Genomic DNA, 22,864 nt, shown 5'->3' on the forward strand with positions numbered 1-22,864 from the left:
GAGGGGATCTTAAAACATTCCCTTATAAGCCAGATGCCCTCTCCCACTATGGTACAACCACAGAATCTAAAGCCCCTCGCCCACTGGATAGGAGAGGGGTGAGGGGATCTCATGTTAGCTGGCTTGTTGGTTGGCAACCATTTTGGCATACACGCCATCGGCGCTTACTAACTCGGCGTGCGTGCCTTGCTCGGCAATCTGGCCGCGATCGAGCACAATAATCAAGTCGGCGTTTTTGACCGTGCTCAAACGATGGGCAATCACAATTCTGGTGCACTTTAATGTAGTAAGTTGCTGCTCAACAATCTGTTCAGTCAGCGTATCGAGCTGGCTGGTGGCTTCATCCAAAATTAAAATTGCTGGCTGGCGCAACAAGGCCCGTGCCAAGGCAATGCGTTGGCGCTGCCCGCCGGAGATGCCGCCTGCCGCCTCGCCAACCCGCGTTTCGTAGCCCATTGGCATGCTCACAATATCGTTGTGCAAGCCCGCACGTTGGCTAGCAGCCAGCAACTGGGCTGCTGGCAAGGTTGCCCGCTGTAGGTTGATATTTTGGCGAATCGAGCCGCTAAATAAAAATGCATCTTGCAACACAACCCCAAATTGTTGGCGCAGCGCTTGGCGGTCGTAGTGTTCAATCGGTTGCTCGTCGATCCAAATTTGGCCGCTAGTTGGCTGATACAGGCCCAACAATAATTTGGCCAAGGTGCTTTTGCCCGAGCCTGTGCGCCCAACCAAGGCCACTTTTTGGCCAGGCTTAATCTGCAACGAAATATCGCGCAAAATTGGCGCGGCATGCGGGTTGTAGCCAAAACTAACCTGTTCGAGCCGAATTGCACCTTGTAAACGTTGGTCGGGCGCAACGTTGCCATCTGGCTCAGGCTGCGCCATCAACACATCATTTAAACGTTCAAGGTAGCTGGTTAATAATTGCAGGCGTTGGCCTTGGCTAATTAATGTGACCAACGGCGCAAGCGCCAACGTGCCAATCGCGTTTAATGCCAGCATCGTGCTTAAATCCATGCTGCCTTGATGGACTTCTCGCAACCCAACCCACAGTAAAATCAGCGGCGTGGCAGTTTGGAGCGTACCCAAAAGGCTATCCACGACCGCGCTCAGGCGTTGACGGCGCAGGCTGGTGTTGCGCTGGCGACGAGCCAGATTTTGCCAATAGCCAAAACTATAGTGCTCAACGCCCATCGCTTTGATCGTGGTAATGCCACTCAGCAACTCGATCAAGTAGCTCTGGGCTTCGCCTTGCTCCAACAAATCGGTCTCGACGAGCGGGCGCAAACGGCCTTGGGTGAGCCAAATAATCGCCACTTGCAGCAGCGCAATAATCGTGACCGTTAGGCCAAAACTGCCGCTTTGCCAAAACAGCAAGCCACCATAAACCAGCATCAGCCCGCCATCGAGCACTACCGAAAGCACTTGGTTAGTAATCAACTCGCGAATTGTGCTATTGCTGGTCAGGCGCAGCAATAAATCGCCACTGCTGCGTTGTTCGAAAAATGCCAGCGGCAAGCGCAACAAGTGGCTCAGAAAATGCTCGCTCAGATCAGTATCAAAACGTAGTTGCAATTGAATCAGCAACAGACTGCGCATATATTGCATCAAAAAACGAATGCTAATAATCAAGCCCAAGCCAATTAACACCCGTCCAAGCAGCACCTCAAAACTGGGCAGCGTCACTTGCTGCACCAAACTTTTGGTCAGCAATGGTAGCGCCAGCCCGACCAACTGCAACAAGCCAGAAGCGACAATAATCTGAATTAATAAACTGGGTTTGGCCCAAAGTGTCGAGCGAATTAAGCGCCATTGATCGGTGTTGGTGCGTTGGCGTTGCTCAAAATTGGGGCCGGGCTGGCAACTCAGCACAATCCCCGTGAAGCGTTGATCAAGCTCGCTTAACTGCACAAAGCGCCGACCCAAAGCAGGATCAACGATCGTCGCGCCGCGTGGCGACCAACGCTCAAGCACCACAAAATGATTAAAATTCCAATGCAAAATTGCCGGAAGTTGCAGTGAGCCAAAATCGAGGTTTTGCAGGGCAAACGCCCGCACAACGAGGCCATAGTGGCGGCCAGCAGCAGCAATCGTTTGGGCACTCAAGCCATCACGCGATGGCCGACAAACCTCGCGAGCTTCAGCAACACTGGTTGCCCTGCCCCAATACGAGAGCAGCATCGCCAAACAGGCAGCACCACATTCAATTGCACTTAATTGGAGTAAAACCGGAACCCGCCGCCGTTTGAGGCGTGCAAACCAACGTTTCAATCGCGCCAAACCTTGCTAGTTGGGCAAGGTTATCCGTAGGCTAGAGGCTGACGAGCGGCGCGCCAATCACTACTAAACTGACTGAAAGCAACGCAACCAGCAACCACAAACTTCGCAGCAACAACGGCGAAATTCGCTCTTGGACAACCTGCTCTTGATGATGAGCAACATATGACGTTAGCGCAGCCGAGCGAAACAATGAGGTGTTTGGAATCAGAGCGGTTTGGCTGTGGTCGTTCATTGGGGTGTCCTCCTGAAAAGCTGGCCCCATTTAACCATACTTGGCGTTTGCCAACTAGCCAAAAACCGATATAAAAACCGATATAGCGCTATCGCTCAAACTACGCTTGCCAATAACCGTATTTTAACCGTATACTAGGGCATCTAACAACCTCCCAAAATTAAACCCACCCTAAACAATCAAAGGAGACCCAGCATGTCGCATGAAGAAACGATTAACGCGTGGAATAATGCTGAAAATGATCCTGAGAGCGAACCCACCAACCCCGAGTCTACCCCAGCCAATCCCGCTGGAATGACCGAATTGAGCGACGAGGAATTGCGCCAAATTCAAGGCGGTCTGTTGGATTGCAGCATTATCCCAACCATGACCTCAGTCACCAGTCTCGTTCCCTGCGTTGTCAATACCAGCGACGATCAACAATAAGTCAACAGCCAATTCACCCTAATGTCCTTGCTTAACTGACCATCTCCACAGCACATTGGACAGCGTTATGACAAAGGTTGATGCCTCTTTTGGAATGTGGCTTAAACAACGCCGAAAAACCCTCGATCTCACCCAAGACGAGTTGGCTCATTTGGTTGGCTGTGCCACGGTTACCATTCGTAAAATTGAAGCGAATACGCTTAAGCCATCGAGCCAGATTGCCCAGCGCTTAGCCCAATGTTGTAATGTTCCCGAAGCTGAACATACGGCATTCGTGCATTTTGCTCGTTCGGAAGCAACCACGGGGCCGATCTGGGCGGATCAAACTCCAGGCGCTCCCCGCGTTAATTTTGTGGTCGATCAAGCACCGCATAATTTAGTCGATCTGCCCAATCCATTGATTGGGCGCGAGCTTGATGTTGCGGCGATCAATGAACGCTTAGCCAGCGAACATGTGCGCTTGTTGACCTTGGTCGGCCCACCTGGCGTTGGCAAAACTCGTTTATCGTTGCAGGTTGCAGCCCAGCAGCTTGAACGCTTTCGTCATGGCGTGTTTGTGGTGGCCTTGGCTCCAGTGAGCAATCCCCAAGATGTGCTCAGTACAATCGCCCAAACCCTTGGGATCAAGGAAACTGGCATACGGCGCAGCTTTGAAGATTTAAAGCAGTTTTTGTATGACCGTGAAATTTTATTGGTGCTCGATAATTTTGAGCAAGTGCTGCCCGCTGCTGGCTCAATCGATCAGTTGATTCAGGCATGTTATGGATTAAAAGTTTTGGTCACCAGCCGCGAGGCTTTGCGCTTACGCCGTGAACGGCGCTTTGCGGTGGCACCCTTGGCACTGGCTACGCCCGCTGATGAGGCTACTCCTACCACCCACCCACCAGCAGTCGCCTTGTTTATCGAGCGTGCCCAAGCAGTCAATCCCGATTTTGAGATTAATCAAACCACTCTTGGCGATATTAGCGCCGTTTGTCGTCAGCTCGATGGCTTGCCGTTGAGTATCGAATTGATTGCCGCGCGCAGTATGTTGCTCTCGCCCAAAGCGATGCTGCGCCACCTTGAACATCAATTAACTGTCTTGACCAGCAGATCAGCCGACCATCCGCAACGCCAACGCACGCTGCGCGAAGCAATTCGCTGGAGCGTCGATCTGCTTGAGCCGAGCGATCAGCAGCTGTTTATGCATGTCGGGGTATTTCCACAAAGCTGTACGCTCGATGGCTTGGCCGCAGTTGGAGCCGAACAGCCGTGGGCGCTCGATTTGCTTGACGGCCTCAATACCTTGGCCGATAAAAGCTTGCTCTACACCAAAGCCGAACAACAGGATGAAACTCGCTTTGAGATGTTGAATGTCTTGCGCGAATATGCTCGTGAGATGTTGCAACAAGCTGGTTTGTTCATTCCAGCAGCGCAACGCCACGCCAATTATTATTTGCAATTGGCCCAAACCTTGCAGGCCGATTTGAGCCAACATAACCATCATGTCGTTGCTGGCGATCGCTTTGAGCGCGATTTGTTCAATTTTCGCGCTGCCTTGGAGTTTTTCTTTGGCCAGAAGCAGGTCGAACAGCTGGTGCAAATGGCCACGAATTTGGCAGATCTTTGGTATTTGCGCGGCTATACTGGCGAAGGTCGGCGTTGGCTGGCTCAAGCAATCGATCAAGCCCAAACTACCCAAATCACGCTTGAGCCAACTCTCTGGATCGAGACGCTCAACGCCGCAGGTTATTTGGCCTATCATCAAGGCGATTATGGCGCTGCGGCTCAAAGTTTCTCGCAAAGTCGCCAACTCATCGAAACCGCTAACGATCAAGTTGGCATGGCTCGGGTTTACAATAATTTGGGCTTAATTGCTCATTGGCAAGGCCAATATGCGCAATCACAAGCCTTGCTCAACGATAGCCTCGAAATCTGGCGCACCCTCGATCTGCCAATGGCAATCAGCAGTCTGATCTGCAATTTAGGCGCGTTGCAGCTCGATCGTGGTGAATTAAGCCAAGCTGCCAAATTGCTTGAGCAAAGCAAGGCGCTCTGTCAGGAACATCAGTACGAAAATCGCATTTCAATGGTCTTGCAACATCAAGGCAAATTGGCGCTCTATCGCGGCGATTACCCAACCGCTCAGCGCTGTTTTAGCGAGAGCTATAGCATTGCCGAGCAGATGAGCAACAAAACTGTGATTGGCTTTGCCCTGATGTACCAAGGCTATACGGCGCTAGCAGCAGGCGAATTGGAGCAAGCAAGCTGCTATCTCAGCAAGGCCGCGCAAATGAGCCAAGACCTTGGCAGCAAACATATGTTATGTATGGTGTTGGCGGTGCAAGCCCAATTGGCCGTTGAGCAGGCCCAATATCTGGTTGCCCGTCAATTATTTACCCAAGCGCTCGAATTAGGCCGCAGCATGCAATTTGGCGTGGGCATTGCCAATGCTTTGCGTGGTTTGGCCTTGGTTGATTGTATTCAAGGCCATTTTGCGCCAGCGATCGAGCAAATCAACCAAGCGATTCAGGGCTATCGCACCATTGGCAACCCCGAAGGCCTGACCCAAGCCCTCGAAAGTTTGGCGTTTTGCTTGGCAACCATGGGCTATGGCAGTGCAATCGGTCCAGTCGTTGAAACTGTCGAACAATTACGCCGCGAATATGGCCTGCGCCGTTGGCTCAACCAACAAGCCCGTTGGCAATTTGTGCAGCAAGCCCTCAAGCAAGCAGCCCAAATGCCTGAGCAAACCGAACCAATTATCGAACAGCTGCTCGCCCAAATGCCAGCCCTGCGATTGCATGAGCTACGCACATGAATTGGTTGGCAAGCCTGAATTTACGCCAACGCCAACAACTTGGCCTGAGCGAGATCGGCCCGCGCGCAGCCCAACGTGCTCAACGCTGGCGCAAACAAGCTCCCTTCGAGCAAACGCAGTGGTGGCAGGCGCGGCTGGCGCTTGATGGATTAAATGAGCAGCAATTTCAAGCCCTGCTTGACCCCGCCATCACCCTTGCGCCCCCAAGCTGGGCCGCGCTGCTCACAACGTGGCGCGAATGGCAAGCCAGCCCACATCCGCGCTGGCTCAATCAGCCCAACTTGGGCTATCCGCTTTGGCCGCTGGTCGATTATTGTTTAGTGCAGATTGAACAAGCCTTGCAACAAGCCCAAGTTAAGCACAATTGGCCAACATTACATGCGGCGATTGGCAAGGCCTTGGCCCAACGTTTAGCCCAATTAACCGCCCAAACCATGGTTTTAGAGCTGAATGTGGCGCGTTTGCGTGGCGAGTTGCACGGCGCAACCAGTCAAGATCGCTTTGAATATTTCATCAACCGCTATAGCAACATCAACGATTTGCTCGATCTTTTCGCCAATTATCCAGTTTTGCTGCATAGTTTGGTTCATGAATGCCAAACAATTATTAATTTTGTCAGCCAAATTGCCCAACATCTCGCTCACGATTGGCAGCAACTGCAAGGCCATTTTGGGCTTGAGCTTGGCGAATGGACGGGCTTGGAAAGCTTGGGTGACCGCCACGCAGGCCAAAGCGTTTGCCGCCTCGATTTTGCTAGTGGCGCGCGTTTGGCCTACAAACCACGCTCGCTCAGCGCCGAAGCTGCCTTCAATCAGGTTTTGGCTTGGCACAACCAACAGGCAGCAACCATTAAGCTGCGCGGCTTGCAGGTGCTCGATTGTGGCAGCTACGGCTGGACAGAATGGCTACAAGCCGCGCCATGTGCCGATTCGGCAGCTGTCCAGCGTTTTTATCACCGCCACGGAGCCTTGTTGGCCTTGCTTTTGGTGTTGCAAGCCTGCGATTTACACTATGAAAATGTCATTGCCGTGGGAGAAGATCCCGTTTTGATTGACCTCGAAGGCTTGTGCCACCCACTTTTATCAAGCAACAGCAACGCTTTGATCGAAGCCGAGCAAGTTGGCTTATTGCCCCGCCTGCATTTTTCCACCGCAGAGCATCCAGGCGTTGATCTCAGTGGCATCGCTGGCAACGCCGAACAAACCTTGCCCTTGCCGCAGCCAGTTTGGGATGAGACGAATACTGATCATATGGCCTTGCGCTACGCCCCCATTCCCGTGCAGCCAGCCCACAACCTGCCAACCTGTAGCACACTGAAGATCGATCCCTTGGCCTATGCAGCCGAGGTCGAGCAAGGTTTTCGCAACACCTATGCAGCGCTCCTGCGCTCAAAAGCCGAGTTATTGCGCGTTGGTTTGGCCGCCTGCGCCGATACCACCATTCGGGTGATTGTGCGGCCATCGAATAGCTACGCCATTTTGCTGCGCCACGCCAGCCATCCCAATCGGCTACGCGATGCGCTTGATCGCGATTGTTTGTTTGATCATTTGTGGCTGAGCATTCCTGATCGGCCACAGCTCAAATATTTCTTGCAAGCAGAGCAAGCAGCGCTTTGGCAAGCCGATATTCCATGGTTTGGCACAACGCCGCGTTCGCAAACAATTTGGGATGCCCATGGTCAACCCATGGATTTTGAACTTGCCCAAAGCAGTTGGCAACGGGTTGAGCAAGCAGTCACGGGCTTGAGCAACGAGCATTGCGAGCGCCAAATCGCCCAAATTCGCCACGCTTTTGGGACGAATGTTTCACCAAAACCGCCCCAGCAGCCATGATATACTGAGCCTAGTAGCACTGCTACAGCTGAACAATTGAAAAAACGGATGTTGGCCTGCATCGCAGGTCAATGTTTTATGTAAATACACTCAAAGGATTAATCATAATGCTGCTCAATATTGCGAGCTTAGTGCTGCTAGCCCTGTGGGTTGGGGCGATTGTCGGTGGATTAGCGCTGCTGCGCCAAAAAGGCCGCTGGCGCTGGATCGGCCTCGCCATCGCCGTGCAAGGCTTGATCTTGCTGGTGTTTCAAGGCTTGCTTAGCACCTATCCAATTGGCATTGGCGACCCATTAATTCGGGTGAAATTTTGGGATTTGCTGCGCCAAGCGGCGGTCGTGATCGGTGCGCTGGCGGTTGTTGCAAGCGCTTTATGGTGGCTAGCACGCCAGATTCGCTATAGCATCGACCAGCAACTGCGCCGCCGTGGTTTAGCCCTCTTTTTGCTCTTAGGTATGCCCTTAATCGCCACGCCAGCGTTTTATACGATGTGGCAAACCAGCATTCCTGAGCGTGAGCGCCAACGCGATCCTAAACTGCGCGCGATCAATCTGCCCGAAGGCTTCGAGTGGAGCATCTACGCCAGCGGCACGATGGATAATCCGACCGCGATTGCCTTTGGCCCAGAAAATGAGCTATATATCGCCGATATTGCTGGCGATCTCTGGATTGGCCGCGACCAAAACAACGATCAGCAGATCGATAGCTTGAGCAAATGGGCTGGCGATTTTGAATTATTGGTTGGCTTGGTTTGGCGCGATGGCGAATTGTATTGCGCTAGTTCGGGCAAAATCGAGGCCCTGCGTGATAGCGATGGCGATGGCGTGGCCGATAGCCGCCGGATTGTGGTTGATAATTTGCCTTCGATGGTCTTGCAGCCACACTCCAACAATGGCTTGGCGTTTGGCCCCGATGGACGCTTGTATTTTGGGGTTGGCAGCACAACCGATGGCAAATTTGAAGACAATGAATTAGCCGCCAGCATTTTATCGGTCAATCCCGATGGCACCGATTTGCGCCCGTATGCTCGTGGTTTGGGCAACGTCTTCGATGTGGCCTTCAACGCCGACGGAGCACTATTTGGTGGCGATAACGGCCCAAGCTCGGTTGAGGGCGACGATCCACCAGATGAATTTAATTATTTGGTCGAAGGCCAGCACTATGGTTACCCCTATTATTTTGGCGATCCGCCCAGCGATGGCGGCACGCGCGGCGCGTTGATTAGCTTTCCCGCCCACTCGGTACCAACTGGCGTGACCTTCTATAGCGGCAACCAATACCCGCAAATCTACAGCGATAGCGCCTTTTTGACGCTCTGGCAGACGGGCGAGGTTGTGCATATCGAGGTTGGCAAAACCAGCAACGGCGATTATTTAGCCAAATCAACCACCTTTGCCGATGGCATGCTCTACCCAATCGATGTGATTACTGGCCCCGATGGCAACATGTATATCGCCGATTTTGGCACGAGTGCAATCTACCGAATCACCTATAATGGAGCGCGTTAATGCGAACATTGTGCTATCTAGCGCTGGGCGTGGTGTTGCTCGGCTGTGGTGCTGCCAACGATAGCACCAGCGTCGGCAATGCCGAGCGTGGCAAACGCATTTTTCAAGGAGCAGAGGTGCTTACGCTCGATCAGCTTGAAGCATGCATCGATTGCCATAGCGACGTTGTTGGCGAAGCAGGTCAGGGCATTGGCCAAAATCTCTCGAATATTGGCAATCGCGCCGCCCAACGCCCAGATGGCACCAGCGCCATCGATTATCTGCGGCTCTCGCTGACCGAGCCAGATAAAGAATTGGTTGGCGGTTTTCAAGAAGGCATTATGCCGCGCGATTATGCCCAAAAATTATCAACCCAAGATATTAACGATCTGATTGGTTATATGCTGACGCTGAAAAGTGGCATTGATTAAGCGCGTTGGCCTTGAATAGGTAAAAGTGCTATGCAGCAATTGCGAATTGCATTCTTAGATTCGTGGTTACAAACGGTGGTTGATGGCAGTGGCACGGCGGCGGCAATCGGCGGTTTAGCGCGCACCTTGCAAGCCCGTGGCCACATTGTTGATCGGATTGTGCCAACTGGTAATTGGCCGCGTAACTTGACCCTGCGCCGTTTATATTACAACTGGCAATTGCCCCGCCGCCTTGCCAATCATCAATATGATTTAGTGGTTGGCTTCGATATTGATGGGGTGCGGGTTGCCCAACGTTTAAATGTGCCCTATATCTGTAGCATCAAAGGCGTGATTGCCGAAGAGCAGCGCCATGAACAGGGCTTTATTCGCGGCTTGCTGTGGTCGCTCTCGCGCATCGAAATGCTCAATGCACGGCGTGCGCCCAAGGTTATTTCAACCAGCGAATATTGCCGCCAGATGATTCATGCCCATTATGGCGTGCCAACCAGCACAATTGGGATTGTGCCCGAAGGCATCGATTTGAGTTTGTGGCAGGAGCAGGCCCAGAGCAACCAGCGCGATCCATGGACGGTTTTATGTGTAGCGCGCCAGTATCCACGCAAACATGTGATCGATTTGATTCGGGCCTTTGCCAGCGTCGTTGAGCATGTACCGCAAGCCCAACTAGTAATTATTGGCGACGGCCCTGATCACGACATGCTGCGCGGCGTAGTGCGCGCCTACAACCTCGAAGGCTCGGTGCGCATGCTTGGCGCACTTGCCGACGATGCTGAAGTACGAGCGTGGTATGGTCGGAGCAGCATTTTTTGCTTGCCCAGCGTCCAAGAAGGCTTTGGGATTGTCTTTTTAGAGGCAATGGCTAGCGGCTTGCCGATTGTCAGCACCAATGCGGCGGCGATTCCCGAAGTTGTGCCCCATGGCCAAGCAGGCACCTTGGTTGGGCCAAGCGACGTAGCGGCAATCGCCAAAGCCATTATCGAACTGCTGCAAAACCCTGAGCTACAACAACGCTATCGCGATTATGGCTTGCAGCATGTGCAACAATATAGCTGGGAGCATGTGACCGACCGCTTTTTAGCTGAAGTTTTAGCCTAAGCGATTTACAATCTCCTACGAGCGGCAAATGTTGCGCCATGAGTGAGAGTGCTATAATGACCATGGACACAACAAGCCTCGCTGAAAGGAGCGAAGATGTTAACGTATGAAGCAGTGGTTACGGTATTAATTAGCGAGGCGGAGCGAGCAGGGTTAGCGATTCAATTTTCGCAAGAACAGCTAGATCCGCACTCGTTGGCGCGGACGTTGAGTATCAGTTGCCAGCCGGCCAAGCAGCGCGACACCCAGATGGAACATGTGGTTGCGACCATTAGTTTTACTTGGGATGCAGCGCTAACCGCGATTTCAGTTATGGGCAGCGATGCAATCTGTGCCTTGTATCACGATACTGATGAGCCATGTTTGCACGCGATTGAAGGCTGTGCCTACAACGTTGATCTCGATTTTGATTTGAATTATGCAATTCCTCTGACTGAGGAGCAGCGCTTTAATGTGGTCAATATTCCACAATTGACCCAAGCGATTCAAGCAGCAACCAAAGATAAAACCTTCGATTATCAACCGCTTGATATTGATGTGCAATTGCATTTTACTGGCGAATATATGGCCTTTGTTGGCACAGTAACTGGCCGTCAATCGTGGCCATTTGGCGAAGCGCTACACGAAGAACACGAACTACGCCAAGAAATTCGCGATCTGATGCAGAACGTCAGCAAGGTGCTCGATGCGCTGCACAGCTTTCAAGCCCCAATGCCCGAGCTAGACGACGATGACGACACTGAAGAAACCGAGCTAGCCAACCTGCAAGATCGCACCTATCTTCGCCCGCCAACCGCCTAATCGTAAACAAGTTTCAACTCCTTTGGTCGTACAACCAAAGGAGTTTTGTTTATATCCAGTTGATGTGATGAATAACTAAACTCACCCTCAACTATTAATCGTAGATCAACAGTTGAGGGTGGATAAGTGCCAATTGATTACTATTGGATCTGAATAGAGGCTGTGGCAAACTTACCTAATACTGCGCTTTGAGGTGATGATAGATTTATGTAAAACACCTCATTTGGATCATTAATCAGGTCACCCTGAATTTGAATAGGAATAAACTGCTCGACCTGGCCTGGTTGGAAGGTGATAACGCCGCTGGTATGCACGAAATCGCCATCAGTGCCTACACATCGTGGTGAGGTACAGGGCAACAGTCCGGTAGCCGTACCATTGGTCGTATTAAAGTTGACACTCACCATGCTAGTAACAGGTTTATCCAAAACAACCTTAACCAAGACGGTTACATTCTTTTCTTCTGTTGAATAAGAATCAGGGAAAAATGCAACCTTAGGAGTAACCATTGTTTTAGTATAGCCATGAGCTTCAGCCGCTGTATAGGAATCATGCGTGCTTCGAACGATAATAGTTAGGTTATCAGTTTTAGAAACTAGGCCATTTGACACAATATCTTCGAAGACTGTTATTTGGGTTGATTGCCCAGGAGCCAAGCTAATAGTCTGCGGAGTATAGCTAACATTCCAACCCAAACTTGAAGTTGCCGAGATCGTATAGCTATCAGCCAATTGGCCAGCATTCGTAATCGTAAAGGTATGGCTTACCGTAGCAGTATTTGGCAGAACATTTTTATACGAATCACCACTGATACTAAGCATATACGGCAGATCATCATGAATTAGCTCTTCAGCCGGTACTTCATCGACCCTCGATGTAACAATTTCACCGCGATCAGAACCAGGTGCGCCAATCGCCCCACCATTATAGATTAAGTTATCCCAATCATTAAAACTTTTCAATGTTTCTAGGTTAGGATCACCATTGATACTTTGTGGATAAGGAAAATTATCCATGAGGTCATTACAATTCCAATCAAGCCAGCCTGGTTGATTCAAAATGTTATCTGGCGTATCCACCGGTTGGTTGGTATTTATATCAAAACAAACTTTATAGGTGCGATATTTATTAATCGCTGGATCGCTACTGATCGTGCTCATTTCACTAAGATTATTCTCATTAATGTCTGGAATTCCATGAAATCGAGAATAATCTAGTCTACGTGAACCTTGTCGCGTTATCAAACCACTAAATTGAAAATAATAATTCATAACACTTAGGTAATTTGGTTTATTTTGGATATTATCTTGGCCACCGTGATCTAAGCCTAAATTATGGCCAAGTTCATGCATAAATGTTCCAGCTTCGATCATTTTGTGATCTGGATGATTAATCAAATCTCCAATACTGATAATAAAATGATCGCCTTCGGGATCTCCAGCCTCAGAACCAGCAGATATACCACTAGGAAGATAATTAACATCAATATCGTGGGCAAAGATCGTATAGTGGAATATTGAATGACGCTCTTCATCAAAAAGCGAATCCATTAACAGATTGAATTGAGTCCAATCATACTGTGTATATCCATAAATATCTGGATACATAAACCCTAGTTCATATTGATGAGAAACGCTGGTGGCTCGCGATAAACTACCCCAAAGCGTCCCATCAGCCTTCATTTTACTATCAGGGCCGCTATCAATATGCAAATTGATGCCTTGAATCCCATCAGGGTTCGAAACTGGGGCGAGGGCAAATGCGGTAACCACCCAATCCATGCTCATTTGGTCTGGTTTATGCGAATGGGGAACGTTCCCATTCGTCGTTAACATATAGTCGGCTTCGACAAAAATATCTTTATGATATGGATCTGCACCCATTGCTGGCAAATCAACACCATTGACCCCATTGATTTCCCATGAATCAAGCAAGCCGTCGCCATCAGTATCAATATCGGTTGGACCACCACAAGCAGTATTAGAGCTCCAGAAAAAGTTATCTAGAAATACGGCAGTATCGCCCACACTATCGAATAGATCCTGAACCGATAAGAAAATAGTTACAGTACTCCCAGGAGCAACAACGGTTTCTGCTCGAAAAATAGAAGAAGCTCCATTATAGGTTGTTCCTGTATTTGGGCTAAATATATTTTCTGAATTAACCATAATCAATTGATTATTGGTATCATAGACATAATTAAGTGGTGCAACTACAGTAGCAGCTTCAAAATCATCATCAGGGTCATCAGGGTTAGGATCAACAGTATAGAACGAGGTCGATAAGTTAGTCCCACCTAATTCTGCGGTAAATGCATCGTTATGGTCACTTCGAGTAAATTCAGGGTATTCTTCACTATAAAATATAAAATCAAATGAGGCACAATTTTTATCGGCGGGAACCTGAAGCTGCAAACGCAGTTGGGCCAAATCGAATCCCTGATCATTAGAAACGAGTTCATTTTGATGGTAACCTAATTCAACGTTCGGTGTATCCGGCAAGGTTGCATCGATAGCACGTCCAGTTGACATGATTGAGAAAGCATTTCCATGATTAGGGAAATACTCACCAAGCTGCGCATTGCTCACCCCAAACGCCACAGGGTCGCTGCCAAGGAAACTTGCCGAAACAAGGTCAGCAGGATCAATCCCCATTGCCAATGCGACCTCGGTTGGAGTAGCTGGGTTAACTACATTGATCGCGGTTGGTTGGTTTTGATTTGCTGGTTGTTGGGCAAACGTAGGCGTAAGCCCCAAAATAAGGCTACAACCGACTAAGACGGATAATGATCGGCGTACTATTCGCATAAATATTCCATTCATATGCTAAATATTGCCACGTCAAATAAGTATTTCACCTACACTTGTATTTAACAAGCAAAAGAGAATACTTAATCTTGCGATCAAGAGCTAAATGTATCATTTAGCCCCAAAATACATAGTTATGTAGTTTACAAAATTGGTTTAGCGTGAAAAAACTATTGCGGCATAGAAAAACCTCTCGCTCATCTCATTGAGTGAGAACACTATAGCAGTCACGATGCTCTTTGTCAATCGCAGAAGGTATAGCTTTTTACTGTTATTTGATAGCGATAATCTTGCCTATTCAAGCATAAACAATAGTTGTAATGATTTCTAGAATAAGTGAAGCTATCAAAGTAGGAAATAATAACGTTCATTTCTCATTATTGAGATATAGTCTCCATAATCAGTTTTTTGATTTACACGAGGGTAAACTTGAGCTATGCACGTTTATTCTTCAAATAGTGCAACATTTTCGCGTTTAAGCTAGTATGATTAGCGCACCTCTAACTTGAGCAGGAGAGACTATGCAAATCCTTAAACCACTCAAATCACGTTGGCATACCCTATTGAGTTTTGGCATTTTATTGGCCTTGCTGGCCAGTGCTGCTGGCTATTTCTATTGGGCCAATCGGCCATTTACGCTGGAGCAACTTGCGCCTGTGGATAAGCCGACGCTTGTGCATTCGTTTAAATTACCAGCGAGTAGCAGCGAAGTGCTTGCTTGGAATGCCCGTGGTGATTTGTTGGCCATTGCCCATACAAGAGAATCTCTGTCAGCGAAAGGGATCGTTTCGATTTACTCGATTGATGGTAAGCTCCTTCAGCGGCTGGAGGCGAAAATTGATGGCTTCGCTTTTATTGATGATTTAGAATGGCATCCAACGAAGGATATTTTAGCGGTATCCTATCTCCGAGCACTGATTTTATGGTCTGCAGATGGCACAATCATCAAACGCATCGATACTGGGATTGAGTCGATATATCGCAATCTGAGTTGGAATCAACAGACCGATGAATTAGCCATTATGGAATATTATGCCTACAATAGCGACTATTACAATCAAATTGTATTGTTTGATGAAGAAGGCATGAAAATTAGACGATTTCCAACAAAATTTGGTTATTCTACGGAAATAAAATGGATTGATCGAGTTAATATTATTATTAATGTTACTAATATAATTTATAGATTTAATACAATAACTGAAGAATGGATACGCTTATTTGAGGATGAACAAGCTGCGATTGATGTAGATTCAATTCATAATCTTATTATCGGAACTACTAGAAATAATGTTAAAGAGCTTAAAATGTGGAATAATGGAATTGTAAAAACAATCCCATTAACAGAATTTGGTGGAATTACGCCTAAAATTAGCCCGCGTGGTGATTATACGATTTTATATCCAAGTGAAAGATTGAATTTGTTTAACCATCGTACTCAAGAGCTTGAGATCTATCCATTCCCCAATGTTGATTTGCAATATGCCACGGTTGAGTGGCATCCGTCAAAGCCCATTTTGGCAATTTTGTTCCCCTATGAGATTCAATTGTGGCAGCTTCCAGAGTAATTGAGAGAGGAATTAGCGATGCAAACTCGCGTTCGTTGGCAAACCCTATTGAGTTTTGGCATTTTGCTGGCCTTACTGGCCAGTGTTGCTGGCTATTTCTATTGGGCCAATCGGCCATTTACCCTGGAGCAGCTTGCGCCTGTCGATAAGCCAACACTTGTGCATTCGTTTGAGCTACCAAAAGACGGGCTTGGCTTCCCTGAGAATGGCCGTGCAATGGCATGGAATGCCCGTGGTGATCGCTTGGCCGTTGCCCATACAAGAGAATCGTTGTTAGCGAAAGGGATCGTTTCGATTTACTCGATTGATGGTAAGCTGCTACAACGACTAGAGGCGAAAATTGACAGTTTCGATTTTATTGATGATCTATAATGGCATCCAACGAAGGATATTTTGGCGGTTTCGTATCGTGAAACATTGATTTTGTGGTCTGCAGATGGCACGATCATCAAACGGATTGATAATGACCTCGCAGCTACATTTAAGCGCCTCAGCTGGAATCAACAAACGCAGGAATTGGCTGTTGTCGATCATTATTACTATGACAAACAAATGTATGATCAAATTGTCCTGTTCGATGATCAGGGGATACGCCTCAGACGCTTTCCAATGAAGTTTGATATGGTTCGAGAAATGGAATGGATTAATCAGGTTAACATCATTATTAATGATTTTGATGGAGTTTACTCTTTTAATACAAGCAACGAAAAACGGCAACGTTTATTTGAGGAAAAACAATATTCAATTGATGTAGATTTAAATCATAATCTTGTTATTGGAAACACTGAAAATAATTCCGAAGAATTGACAATTTGGCAGAATGGCATAACAAAAACATTCGAAATACCCCAATTTAGTGGAAGATCACAAGCAATTAGCCCACGTGGCGACTATACTATTTCATATCCACCTTATGATATGTTTAGTGTGTTTAATCATCGCTCTCAACAAGTTGAGCTGTATCCTTCGATCAAATTTCAATATAATAAGTCTGTTGAGTGGCATCCTTCGAAACCAATATTGGCGATGTTAATGTATGATGACATTCAATTGTGGCAGTTTCCAGAGTAAATGGCGATTTGAGGTAGAGCAATGCAACTAAATTATACGATTCGGCGGCCAAGCCAAGCAGAATTAAGCTTGTTGCCAGCGATTGAGGTTGCTGCTGCCCAGCTGTTTTTGCCAACCCAGCACGCTTTTATTGCAGCATGGCCGCCAGCAACGCTTGAAGATTTGCAAGCTTATTTTGCTTGGGATGGAGTTTGGGTTGCAGTCGATGCTCACGATACACCAGTTGGCTTTGCCCTGGCCAAAATTGTCGATCATGAAGTCTATCTTAGTGAGCTTGATGTGCATCCAAGCCATGGCCAACGTGGCTTGGGCCGCGCACTGATCGCGGCAGTGGCGGTGTGGGGCAAGTCCCAAGGCTATCGCAGCATAAGCTTGCTCACCTTCAAGGATATTGCTTGGAATGCTGAATTTTATGCGCGCTTGGGGTTTCGCGCACTCGCAGCAACCGAATGTGGCCCTGAATTAACAACGATTGCTCAAGGCCATATCGCCGCTGGTTTGCCAGCCCAAGCGCGAGTAGCCATGCGCGCCGAGCTTGAGCAACTTCGGTAGGATTTAAATCCCCTCACCCCAACCCCTCTCCCGCGTCCAGTGGGAGAGGGGCTGGGGGTGAGGGAAGCTAGGCCAAACTGGGAATAATCATTTGAATAATCCGCTTCCAGCTGGAGGCTAGCTCCGGCACGGCCAACAACTCACGCCCAAAGGCTTCATTGCGATCGTGGTGCAAATGTTGGTTAACCTTATGCACCGTCATACTCGGGTGCGGACGCTCGATTAATTCCAATGAATCGCCAACTTGTACCTCGCCAGGCTGCAATACCCGCAGATAAAAGCCGCTGCGCAAGCTGGCGATTGTGCGTTGTTGCAAGCCATCAAGCCCTAGTTTGCGATCTTGTTTGGTGCACGGGTAGCGCGGCGCACAGACCTGCACCAGTGCGCTGCCAACCTTAAACACATCGCCAATACAAACATCATGTTCGGTGGCATTGCTCAGCGTCCAGTTTTCGCCGATGCCGCTTGGTTGCAACATCGGATGATCATCTGCCAGCCCATATTCTGCTTGCCACAAGGGATAATGGCTGGCTGGCTGACAACACACAGCTTTATCCGGCCCGCCATGATTTTTGGTGTCGGCAACTGCATCGCCAACATGGCCCAAGCTTTCGAGCCGCACAGGCGTAACAACGGCATGGCGGCCAATCGCCGACGACCAAGCGCCTTTTTCATCGTGGTAGGTTTGGGGCTGGCCGATGGCCAAGGTTTGAATCGTAATCACAACAATCCTCTAGCGTTTGTACAATTGCTCAAAAGTCTTGGCAAAGCGATCGTAGATTTGACGGCGACGAATTTTGAGCGTTGGCGTAAGTAAATCGTTTTCAATTGTAAAATCTTCGGCCAAAATTTCATAGGCCTTAATTTGCTCGAACGAGGGCAAACTTGGATTGATCGTTTGTACTTCGTGCTCAATCGCGGCCAGCAATTTGGGATGTTTATGTAAATTGGCATCAATCGGCACATGCTCGCGATTGGCCCAAGCGGTCACTGCTTCCAGATCGAGGGTGAAGAGCGCCACCAAGTACGGTCGGCGGTCGCCAAACACTGCACATTGCGAGATGTAGGGGCTATTTTTGAAAGCAGCTTCGACTGCTTGCGGCGCAATATTTTTACCCGATGCAGTAATCAGCAAATCTTTTTTGCGATCAACAATGCTCAAAAAACCATCAGCATCAATGTTGCCGATGTCGCCAGTGTGAAACCAACCATCAATCAGCGCTTCGGCAGTTTTTTGTGGGTTGTTGTAGTAACCACTCAGCACCAAATTGCCGCGCACCAACACCTCGCCATCGGCGGCAATTTTGAGTTCGTTGCCAGGAAACACCTTGCCAACCGTGCCAAGCCGATAATCGTCTGGGCGATTGGCGGTTACGGCGGCAGAGGTTTCGGTCAAGCCCCAGCCTTCGAGCAACAACACCCCAGCGCCATTAAAAAATTCCAAAATCTCGATGTCGAGCGGTGCGCCGCCAGTAATCGCATAGCGAATATTACCGCCAAGCAAACTACGAACCTTTTTAAACACCAAGCGATCAGCCAAGCCATATTTTAGCTTGAAACTGGCAGGCGCAATAGCTTTTTGGGCTTTGTAGCTACTTTGTTGGCGCGCAATTTTGATGGCCCAAGCAAAAATCCGCTTGCGAATTGGGCTGGCTTCGGCGCGCGCTTGGGCGGTGCTGAAAATCTTCTCATACATGCGGGGAACGCTGAAAAAGAAGGTTGGTTTGATTGCTTGCACATCGTCGAGCACTTGTTTAATCGATTCGATAATTGCCGTGTTGAGGCCGTTATCGACCCCGCACATATGCTGCAAGCGGCCAAAAATATGCGCTGCTGGCAAAAACAACACATCATCCTCGCCGACCTTCATGCCCATGGTGGTGCGAATGGCATTTAACTCGCCCAGCAAGGCGCGATGCGCCAACATTGCACCCTTGGGATTGCCAGTCGTGCCCGAGGTATAAACGATCGTCGCCAGATCTTCAGGCTCGATCTGTTGGGCGCAGGTGGCAGCAAAAACCTCTTGGGCTGTTGAATCGTTGGTTGCCATACGGCGCAAACTGGTGAGCGATAAAATCCAAGGGTCGTCGCTGGGCAAGTCGCGGCCATCAAAAATAATGACTCGCTCGATATGCTCAAGTTGCGAGCGTACTGCTTGCAATTTATCGTATTGTTCGCGATTTTCAATCAGCAGGAATTTAAGTTCAGCATCTTTGGCAATAAAAGCCACGGTATCGGCCAGCAGCGAGGGATAAATTGAAACTGGCACAGCCCCAGAACAAACAAGTGCCCAATCGGATTCAAGCCAATCGACACTGGTGTTGGCCATAATCCCCACCCGATCGCCTTTTTGCAGCCCCAGCTCTTGAAAACCAGCCATGAGTTGATAGACATGGCGTTGATGTTCGGCGTTGGTGCAAGTCAACCATTCGCCATTGCGCCTAGTTCGCCAGCGATTGAGGTGGGCAAAGGTTTGGGAACGCTCGCGAAACAACTCACCAAGGTTACGAAACGACATGGGCTACCTCCATAGACCTTTGCAACAATTCAACGGCGAACGACAACGTCTGTGGTTAGCAAGTATATTGGGGCTATACAGCTGATGTTAAATCATTGCCAGCTGGCAACGGCCATTGACGATCGGTGGCTAGAACGCAGGATCAGCGTGTTTTACTGATCTTCTGGTGTTTGATCGAGATCATGGGCGAGTTCGGCGAGTAACTCTTTGGCGGCGCGTTCACTGACTTTGGTGCGCCCAACCTCGGCTTCAGGCGTGATGCCTTCCATCTCCAAAAAATCAACGATATGGCGTTGATGTTGTTGCAGCAAGGCTGGTGTTAATAACTCATCGAGGTGGACAAAAACCTGCATGAAGGCTCCCATAAATGCACTGTAGTGGAATCTAGGCGTATGATACAGTTTTTTAAGCTGCGCGGCAAGTAGTTTCAGCGAAGTCATTCGGTCAGATCAAGAAACTATCCAAGCACAATGGTTGGTTCAATTGAAGCGCAATAACAGTCCACGAAGAAACATTTGGGGGTATAGGGGCTGAAAACCCCCTGTGTCTCCCGCCGGTGGCGGGACGGAAGGGTGGCGAAAAGATTCAAGTCGCTCTAAACATTCAAAACGAACCAGCATAATCATCCAAATCCGCTACCTAATAGCAACTCTTTGCTATACTTAGCAGTGCATGTCGATTGCCAATTAAGGGGATATTTGATCATGGCACATTCCGATGTTTACGATCCAGTTCATAACGAACTCTGGGCTTTATCAGTGATGGCCAGCACGCTCGATAACGTGCGCTTGCGGGTTTTTGGCTTACAGCCTGATGTTCAACAAGAACGACCTCAAGGTTTTGCGCGTTCATTAGCCCAAGTCCTTTCTAGCCTACGCCGCGGCGAAGTCGAATTAATCGCCGTGGTTGAGCAAGCCCTGAAAACTGAAAATCCCACGCTGAATACGATTTTCAATCGCTATCCCAAGGCGTTTGTGCTCAACCCAGCCGAGGAGCTTGGCAGTTTTATGGATATTCGCGAAACCAGCTTGGGCTTGTTGCGTAGCCTGACCAGTGCCCAATGGGAGCGCAAAGTCAACGATCCTGAGCGCGGCTTGGTGAGCTTAATCCAATTGGCGGTCGAACGCGCCAACCTCGACCTTGAAGAAATGGATTATATGGCCCAATTGCGCCACGCCATCGTTCAGCTTGAGCCACTACAAGGCAACGACGCTCGATGAGGGTTGTGTGGTTAATTAGCCTTTTGATTAGCACTGGTTTGGCACTTTTGAGCCTGCCCCAGTATCTCCGAGATGCTCAGCAACGACGCTGGGCAGCTTGGTTTTTAGCCCTCTTGGCCATTGGTAATGGGCTTTGGCTCAGCCAGCCTTGGCCGATTTGGGGCCGAATTATTGCGATTTGGGTTCCAACCTATCTGGCGTTTAAAGGCTGGCGCTTGCTCTATAGCCCGCATTCGCAAACCAGGCAACTCGGCTTTTGGCGCAACTTGGGGTTTATTTTTTGGCTGGGCATGCAGCTTGAGCCATGGTTCTTGCCACGCCAGCCTGATCTTGCTTGGCGCAAAAATGTGGCCCACGGCGCATTGTGGTTGGGGTTTGGCGGGGTGATTGGGTTGGTTGCTTGGTTTTGGCCAACGCCAACGGTTGGCTTATGGCTGTTATGGCGCTGTTGGCTGGCCTTGGTTGGCGTAGTCATCAGCTTATTTTTTGGGGTTACACGGCTCTATTTGGCTATTTGGCAAGCCTTTGGCTGGCAGATGCAGCCCTTATTTCTAGCCCCAATTTATGCGCGCTCGGTAAGCGAGTGGTGGGGCAAGCGCTGGAATATGGCAGTCCACGAGGTGCTGAGTGTAGTGGTTTGGCAGCCATTAAAGCCAATCATTGGCTCACGCTGGGCGGCAGCAATGGTTTTTATTGTTTCGGGCCTATTGCATGAATTGCTGTTAAGCTATCCGGCGGCTGGTGGTTGGGGCTGGCCAACTGGCTATTTTGTGGTTCAAATTGCGGCTACCAGTTTGGAGCGTCGGCGCAGTTTGCGGGCTTGGTTGCGGCGTTCAAGCTATCGTCAAATTATCTGGACCCTGAGTTGGACGATTATTCCGGCTCCGCTATTATTTCGGCCAGAACTGGTTTTAGGCTTGTTTGCAGCCTATTTGCCCTAACGCAAAGCGACTAAAGCTCCAAAGCGCCCAGCTACACCAGCATAATGGCCAAAAAAAGCCGTATCAGGGCAGGCAGTGCAACGATCAATTGAGTGAATATTAGCGCTGTGCACGCCCTCTTGCTCAACTAAAAAGCCAATCATGCGCGGCAAATCGAAGAAATATTGCTCATCGCGAATGATGATTCCCGGGGCGTTGGGGCCGTGTTGTTGAAAAAAGGCAGGCGATACAACTTGCGCCCAAGTGAGCGATTGGGCCAAAGCATAGCAGCACGGGCCAACAGTAGGGCCGATGCCAACAATTAAATCGCTTGGCTGACAAGCCACCAAATGGCACAACGCCTCAATTGTGTGGGCTAAAATATTGTTAACTGTGCCAACCAAACCCACGTTGACCAGCGCCACCGCTTTGCCTTGGCGCGTGGTAATAATCACCGGCGCTGCATCGCCAACCACCATAAACAAGGCCAAATTGCGCGTCGTCGTAATTAGGCTATCGACCCCTTGTTGATTGGGAATTCCCTGTGCATTGATAAAACTAAGGTCACGCGGCGAGGCATCGGCCAACAAACCACGCACCGAGATGCGATGCGGCGTGCTATCGATCGCCATGCAATCGGGATCGCTAACTAAGCCAACCCGTGAGCTATGGGTTAGCGCAAAGTGAGCCACGCGGCTGGCATCAATCCCAGCAACTCGCGCAAACGTCCGCCGTGCTGCGCCAACTTCTGCAGGTGGGCCATAACGAGTTGCCAAATTTCCACAGGTTCGGGTAGAAAAACCATGCTGTAAAAAAGG

The 22,864-nt window shown here is 49.3% G+C and carries 20 protein-coding genes; 13 read left to right on the plus strand and 7 right to left on the minus strand.

Going from position 1 to position 22,864, the window contains the following annotated elements; all coding sequences use genetic code 11:
• Positions 1-114 precede the first annotated feature (114 nt).
• A complete protein-coding gene (locus tag JOD20_RS00850; RefSeq protein WP_204753462.1) occupies positions 115-2,274 on the minus strand; it encodes a peptidase domain-containing ABC transporter in 2,160 nt (719 codons plus the stop codon).
• A gap of 40 nt (positions 2,275-2,314) precedes the next feature.
• On the minus strand, positions 2,315-2,515 hold the full coding sequence (locus JOD20_RS00855; RefSeq protein WP_110513876.1) for a hypothetical protein: 201 nt from the start codon (positions 2,513-2,515) through the stop codon (positions 2,315-2,317).
• A 195-nt stretch (positions 2,516-2,710) separates the two neighbouring features.
• Here JOD20_RS00855 and JOD20_RS00860 point away from each other — a divergent pair, with 195 nt between their 5' ends.
• The 7 genes from JOD20_RS00860 to JOD20_RS00890 all read left to right on the plus strand — a co-directional run bounded on the left by JOD20_RS00860 (position 2,711) and on the right by JOD20_RS00890 (position 11,390).
• Entirely contained in the window at positions 2,711-2,941 is a 231-nt protein-coding gene (locus JOD20_RS00860) for a mersacidin/lichenicidin family type 2 lantibiotic (RefSeq protein ID WP_204753463.1), read from the plus strand.
• 67 nt (positions 2,942-3,008) lie between these two features.
• Entirely contained in the window at positions 3,009-5,741 is a 2,733-nt protein-coding gene (locus JOD20_RS00865; RefSeq protein WP_204753464.1) for a tetratricopeptide repeat protein, read from the plus strand.
• Complete coding sequence (locus JOD20_RS00870; RefSeq protein WP_204753465.1) at positions 5,738-7,573, plus strand: type 2 lanthipeptide synthetase LanM family protein; 1,836 nt, start codon at positions 5,738-5,740, stop codon at positions 7,571-7,573. Before JOD20_RS00865 ends, JOD20_RS00870 begins: the two co-directional genes overlap by 4 nt.
• Before the next feature lie 107 nt (positions 7,574-7,680).
• Positions 7,681-9,081, plus strand: coding sequence for a DUF7133 domain-containing protein (locus tag JOD20_RS00875; RefSeq protein WP_204753466.1), 1,401 nt, complete (start codon positions 7,681-7,683; stop codon positions 9,079-9,081).
• Entirely contained in the window at positions 9,081-9,491 is a 411-nt protein-coding gene (locus JOD20_RS00880; RefSeq protein ID WP_204753467.1) for a c-type cytochrome, read from the plus strand. The genes JOD20_RS00875 and JOD20_RS00880 overlap by 1 nt, the downstream gene beginning before the upstream one ends.
• Before the next feature lie 30 nt (positions 9,492-9,521).
• Positions 9,522-10,589 (plus strand): glycosyltransferase family 4 protein, encoded by a 1,068-nt coding sequence (locus JOD20_RS00885; protein ID WP_204753468.1) that lies wholly within the window; start codon positions 9,522-9,524, stop codon positions 10,587-10,589.
• A 96-nt stretch (positions 10,590-10,685) separates the two neighbouring features.
• Positions 10,686-11,390 (plus strand): hypothetical protein, encoded by a 705-nt coding sequence (locus tag JOD20_RS00890; RefSeq protein ID WP_204753469.1) that lies wholly within the window; start codon positions 10,686-10,688, stop codon positions 11,388-11,390.
• 140 nt (positions 11,391-11,530) lie between these two features.
• Here the strand turns inward: JOD20_RS00890 and JOD20_RS00895 are convergent, their stop codons facing one another.
• Positions 11,531-14,197, minus strand: a complete 2,667-nt coding sequence (locus tag JOD20_RS00895; protein WP_204753470.1) for a choice-of-anchor L domain-containing protein — start codon at positions 14,195-14,197, stop codon at positions 11,531-11,533.
• A 521-nt stretch (positions 14,198-14,718) separates the two neighbouring features.
• Here JOD20_RS00895 and JOD20_RS00900 point away from each other — a divergent pair.
• Genes JOD20_RS00900 through JOD20_RS00915 form a run of 4 tightly spaced genes read left to right on the plus strand, consistent with a single transcriptional unit; the run spans position 14,719 to position 17,388 of the window.
• Complete coding sequence (locus tag JOD20_RS00900) at positions 14,719-15,765, plus strand: hypothetical protein (protein WP_204753471.1); 1,047 nt, start codon at positions 14,719-14,721, stop codon at positions 15,763-15,765.
• Positions 15,766-15,783: 18 nt separating this feature from the next.
• The gene (locus JOD20_RS00905) at positions 15,784-16,137 is read left to right on the plus strand and encodes a hypothetical protein (protein WP_204753472.1); all 354 of its coding nucleotides are present in this window, start codon (positions 15,784-15,786) and stop codon (positions 16,135-16,137) included.
• A 21-nt stretch (positions 16,138-16,158) separates the two neighbouring features.
• On the plus strand, positions 16,159-16,836 hold the full coding sequence (locus tag JOD20_RS00910) for a hypothetical protein (protein WP_204753473.1): 678 nt from the start codon (positions 16,159-16,161) through the stop codon (positions 16,834-16,836).
• A 21-nt stretch (positions 16,837-16,857) separates the two neighbouring features.
• Positions 16,858-17,388 carry a GNAT family N-acetyltransferase gene (locus tag JOD20_RS00915; RefSeq protein WP_204753474.1) on the plus strand — a complete coding sequence of 177 codons (531 nt, stop codon included), beginning with the start codon at positions 16,858-16,860 and terminating at the stop codon, positions 17,386-17,388.
• 67 nt (positions 17,389-17,455) lie between these two features.
• Here JOD20_RS00915 and JOD20_RS00920 read toward each other — a convergent pair whose 3' ends face one another.
• The 3 genes from JOD20_RS00920 to JOD20_RS00930 all read right to left on the minus strand — a co-directional run bounded on the left by JOD20_RS00920 (position 17,456) and on the right by JOD20_RS00930 (position 20,259).
• Positions 17,456-18,112 (minus strand): MOSC domain-containing protein, encoded by a 657-nt coding sequence (locus JOD20_RS00920; RefSeq protein WP_204753475.1) that lies wholly within the window; start codon positions 18,110-18,112, stop codon positions 17,456-17,458.
• Between the two features lie 9 nt (positions 18,113-18,121).
• Positions 18,122-19,906: an AMP-dependent synthetase/ligase gene (locus JOD20_RS00925; protein ID WP_204753476.1), complete on the minus strand. Its 1,785-nt coding sequence runs from the start codon at positions 19,904-19,906 to the stop codon at positions 18,122-18,124.
• Positions 19,907-20,058: 152 nt separating this feature from the next.
• Entirely contained in the window at positions 20,059-20,259 is a 201-nt protein-coding gene (locus tag JOD20_RS00930) for a hypothetical protein (RefSeq protein WP_204753477.1), read from the minus strand.
• Positions 20,260-20,610: 351 nt separating this feature from the next.
• Between JOD20_RS00930 and JOD20_RS00935 the strand changes: the two genes are divergently transcribed.
• Both JOD20_RS00935 and JOD20_RS26815 read left to right on the plus strand, forming a co-directional pair.
• The gene (locus JOD20_RS00935) at positions 20,611-21,126 is read left to right on the plus strand and encodes a hypothetical protein (protein WP_204753478.1); all 516 of its coding nucleotides are present in this window, start codon (positions 20,611-20,613) and stop codon (positions 21,124-21,126) included.
• A gap of 5 nt (positions 21,127-21,131) precedes the next feature.
• Complete coding sequence (locus JOD20_RS26815) at positions 21,132-22,067, plus strand: MBOAT family protein (protein ID WP_204753479.1); 936 nt, start codon at positions 21,132-21,134, stop codon at positions 22,065-22,067.
• Here JOD20_RS26815 and JOD20_RS00945 read toward each other — a convergent pair.
• Entirely contained in the window at positions 22,064-22,822 is a 759-nt protein-coding gene (locus JOD20_RS00945) for a laccase domain-containing protein (RefSeq protein ID WP_204753480.1), read from the minus strand. The two genes, JOD20_RS26815 and JOD20_RS00945, sit on opposite strands and share 4 nt — an antisense overlap.
• Between the last annotated feature and the right edge of the window lie 42 nt (positions 22,823-22,864).

This window comes from Herpetosiphon giganteus, assembly GCF_016907925.1.
GTDB classification, from domain to species: domain Bacteria; phylum Chloroflexota; class Chloroflexia; order Chloroflexales; family Herpetosiphonaceae; genus Herpetosiphon; species Herpetosiphon giganteus.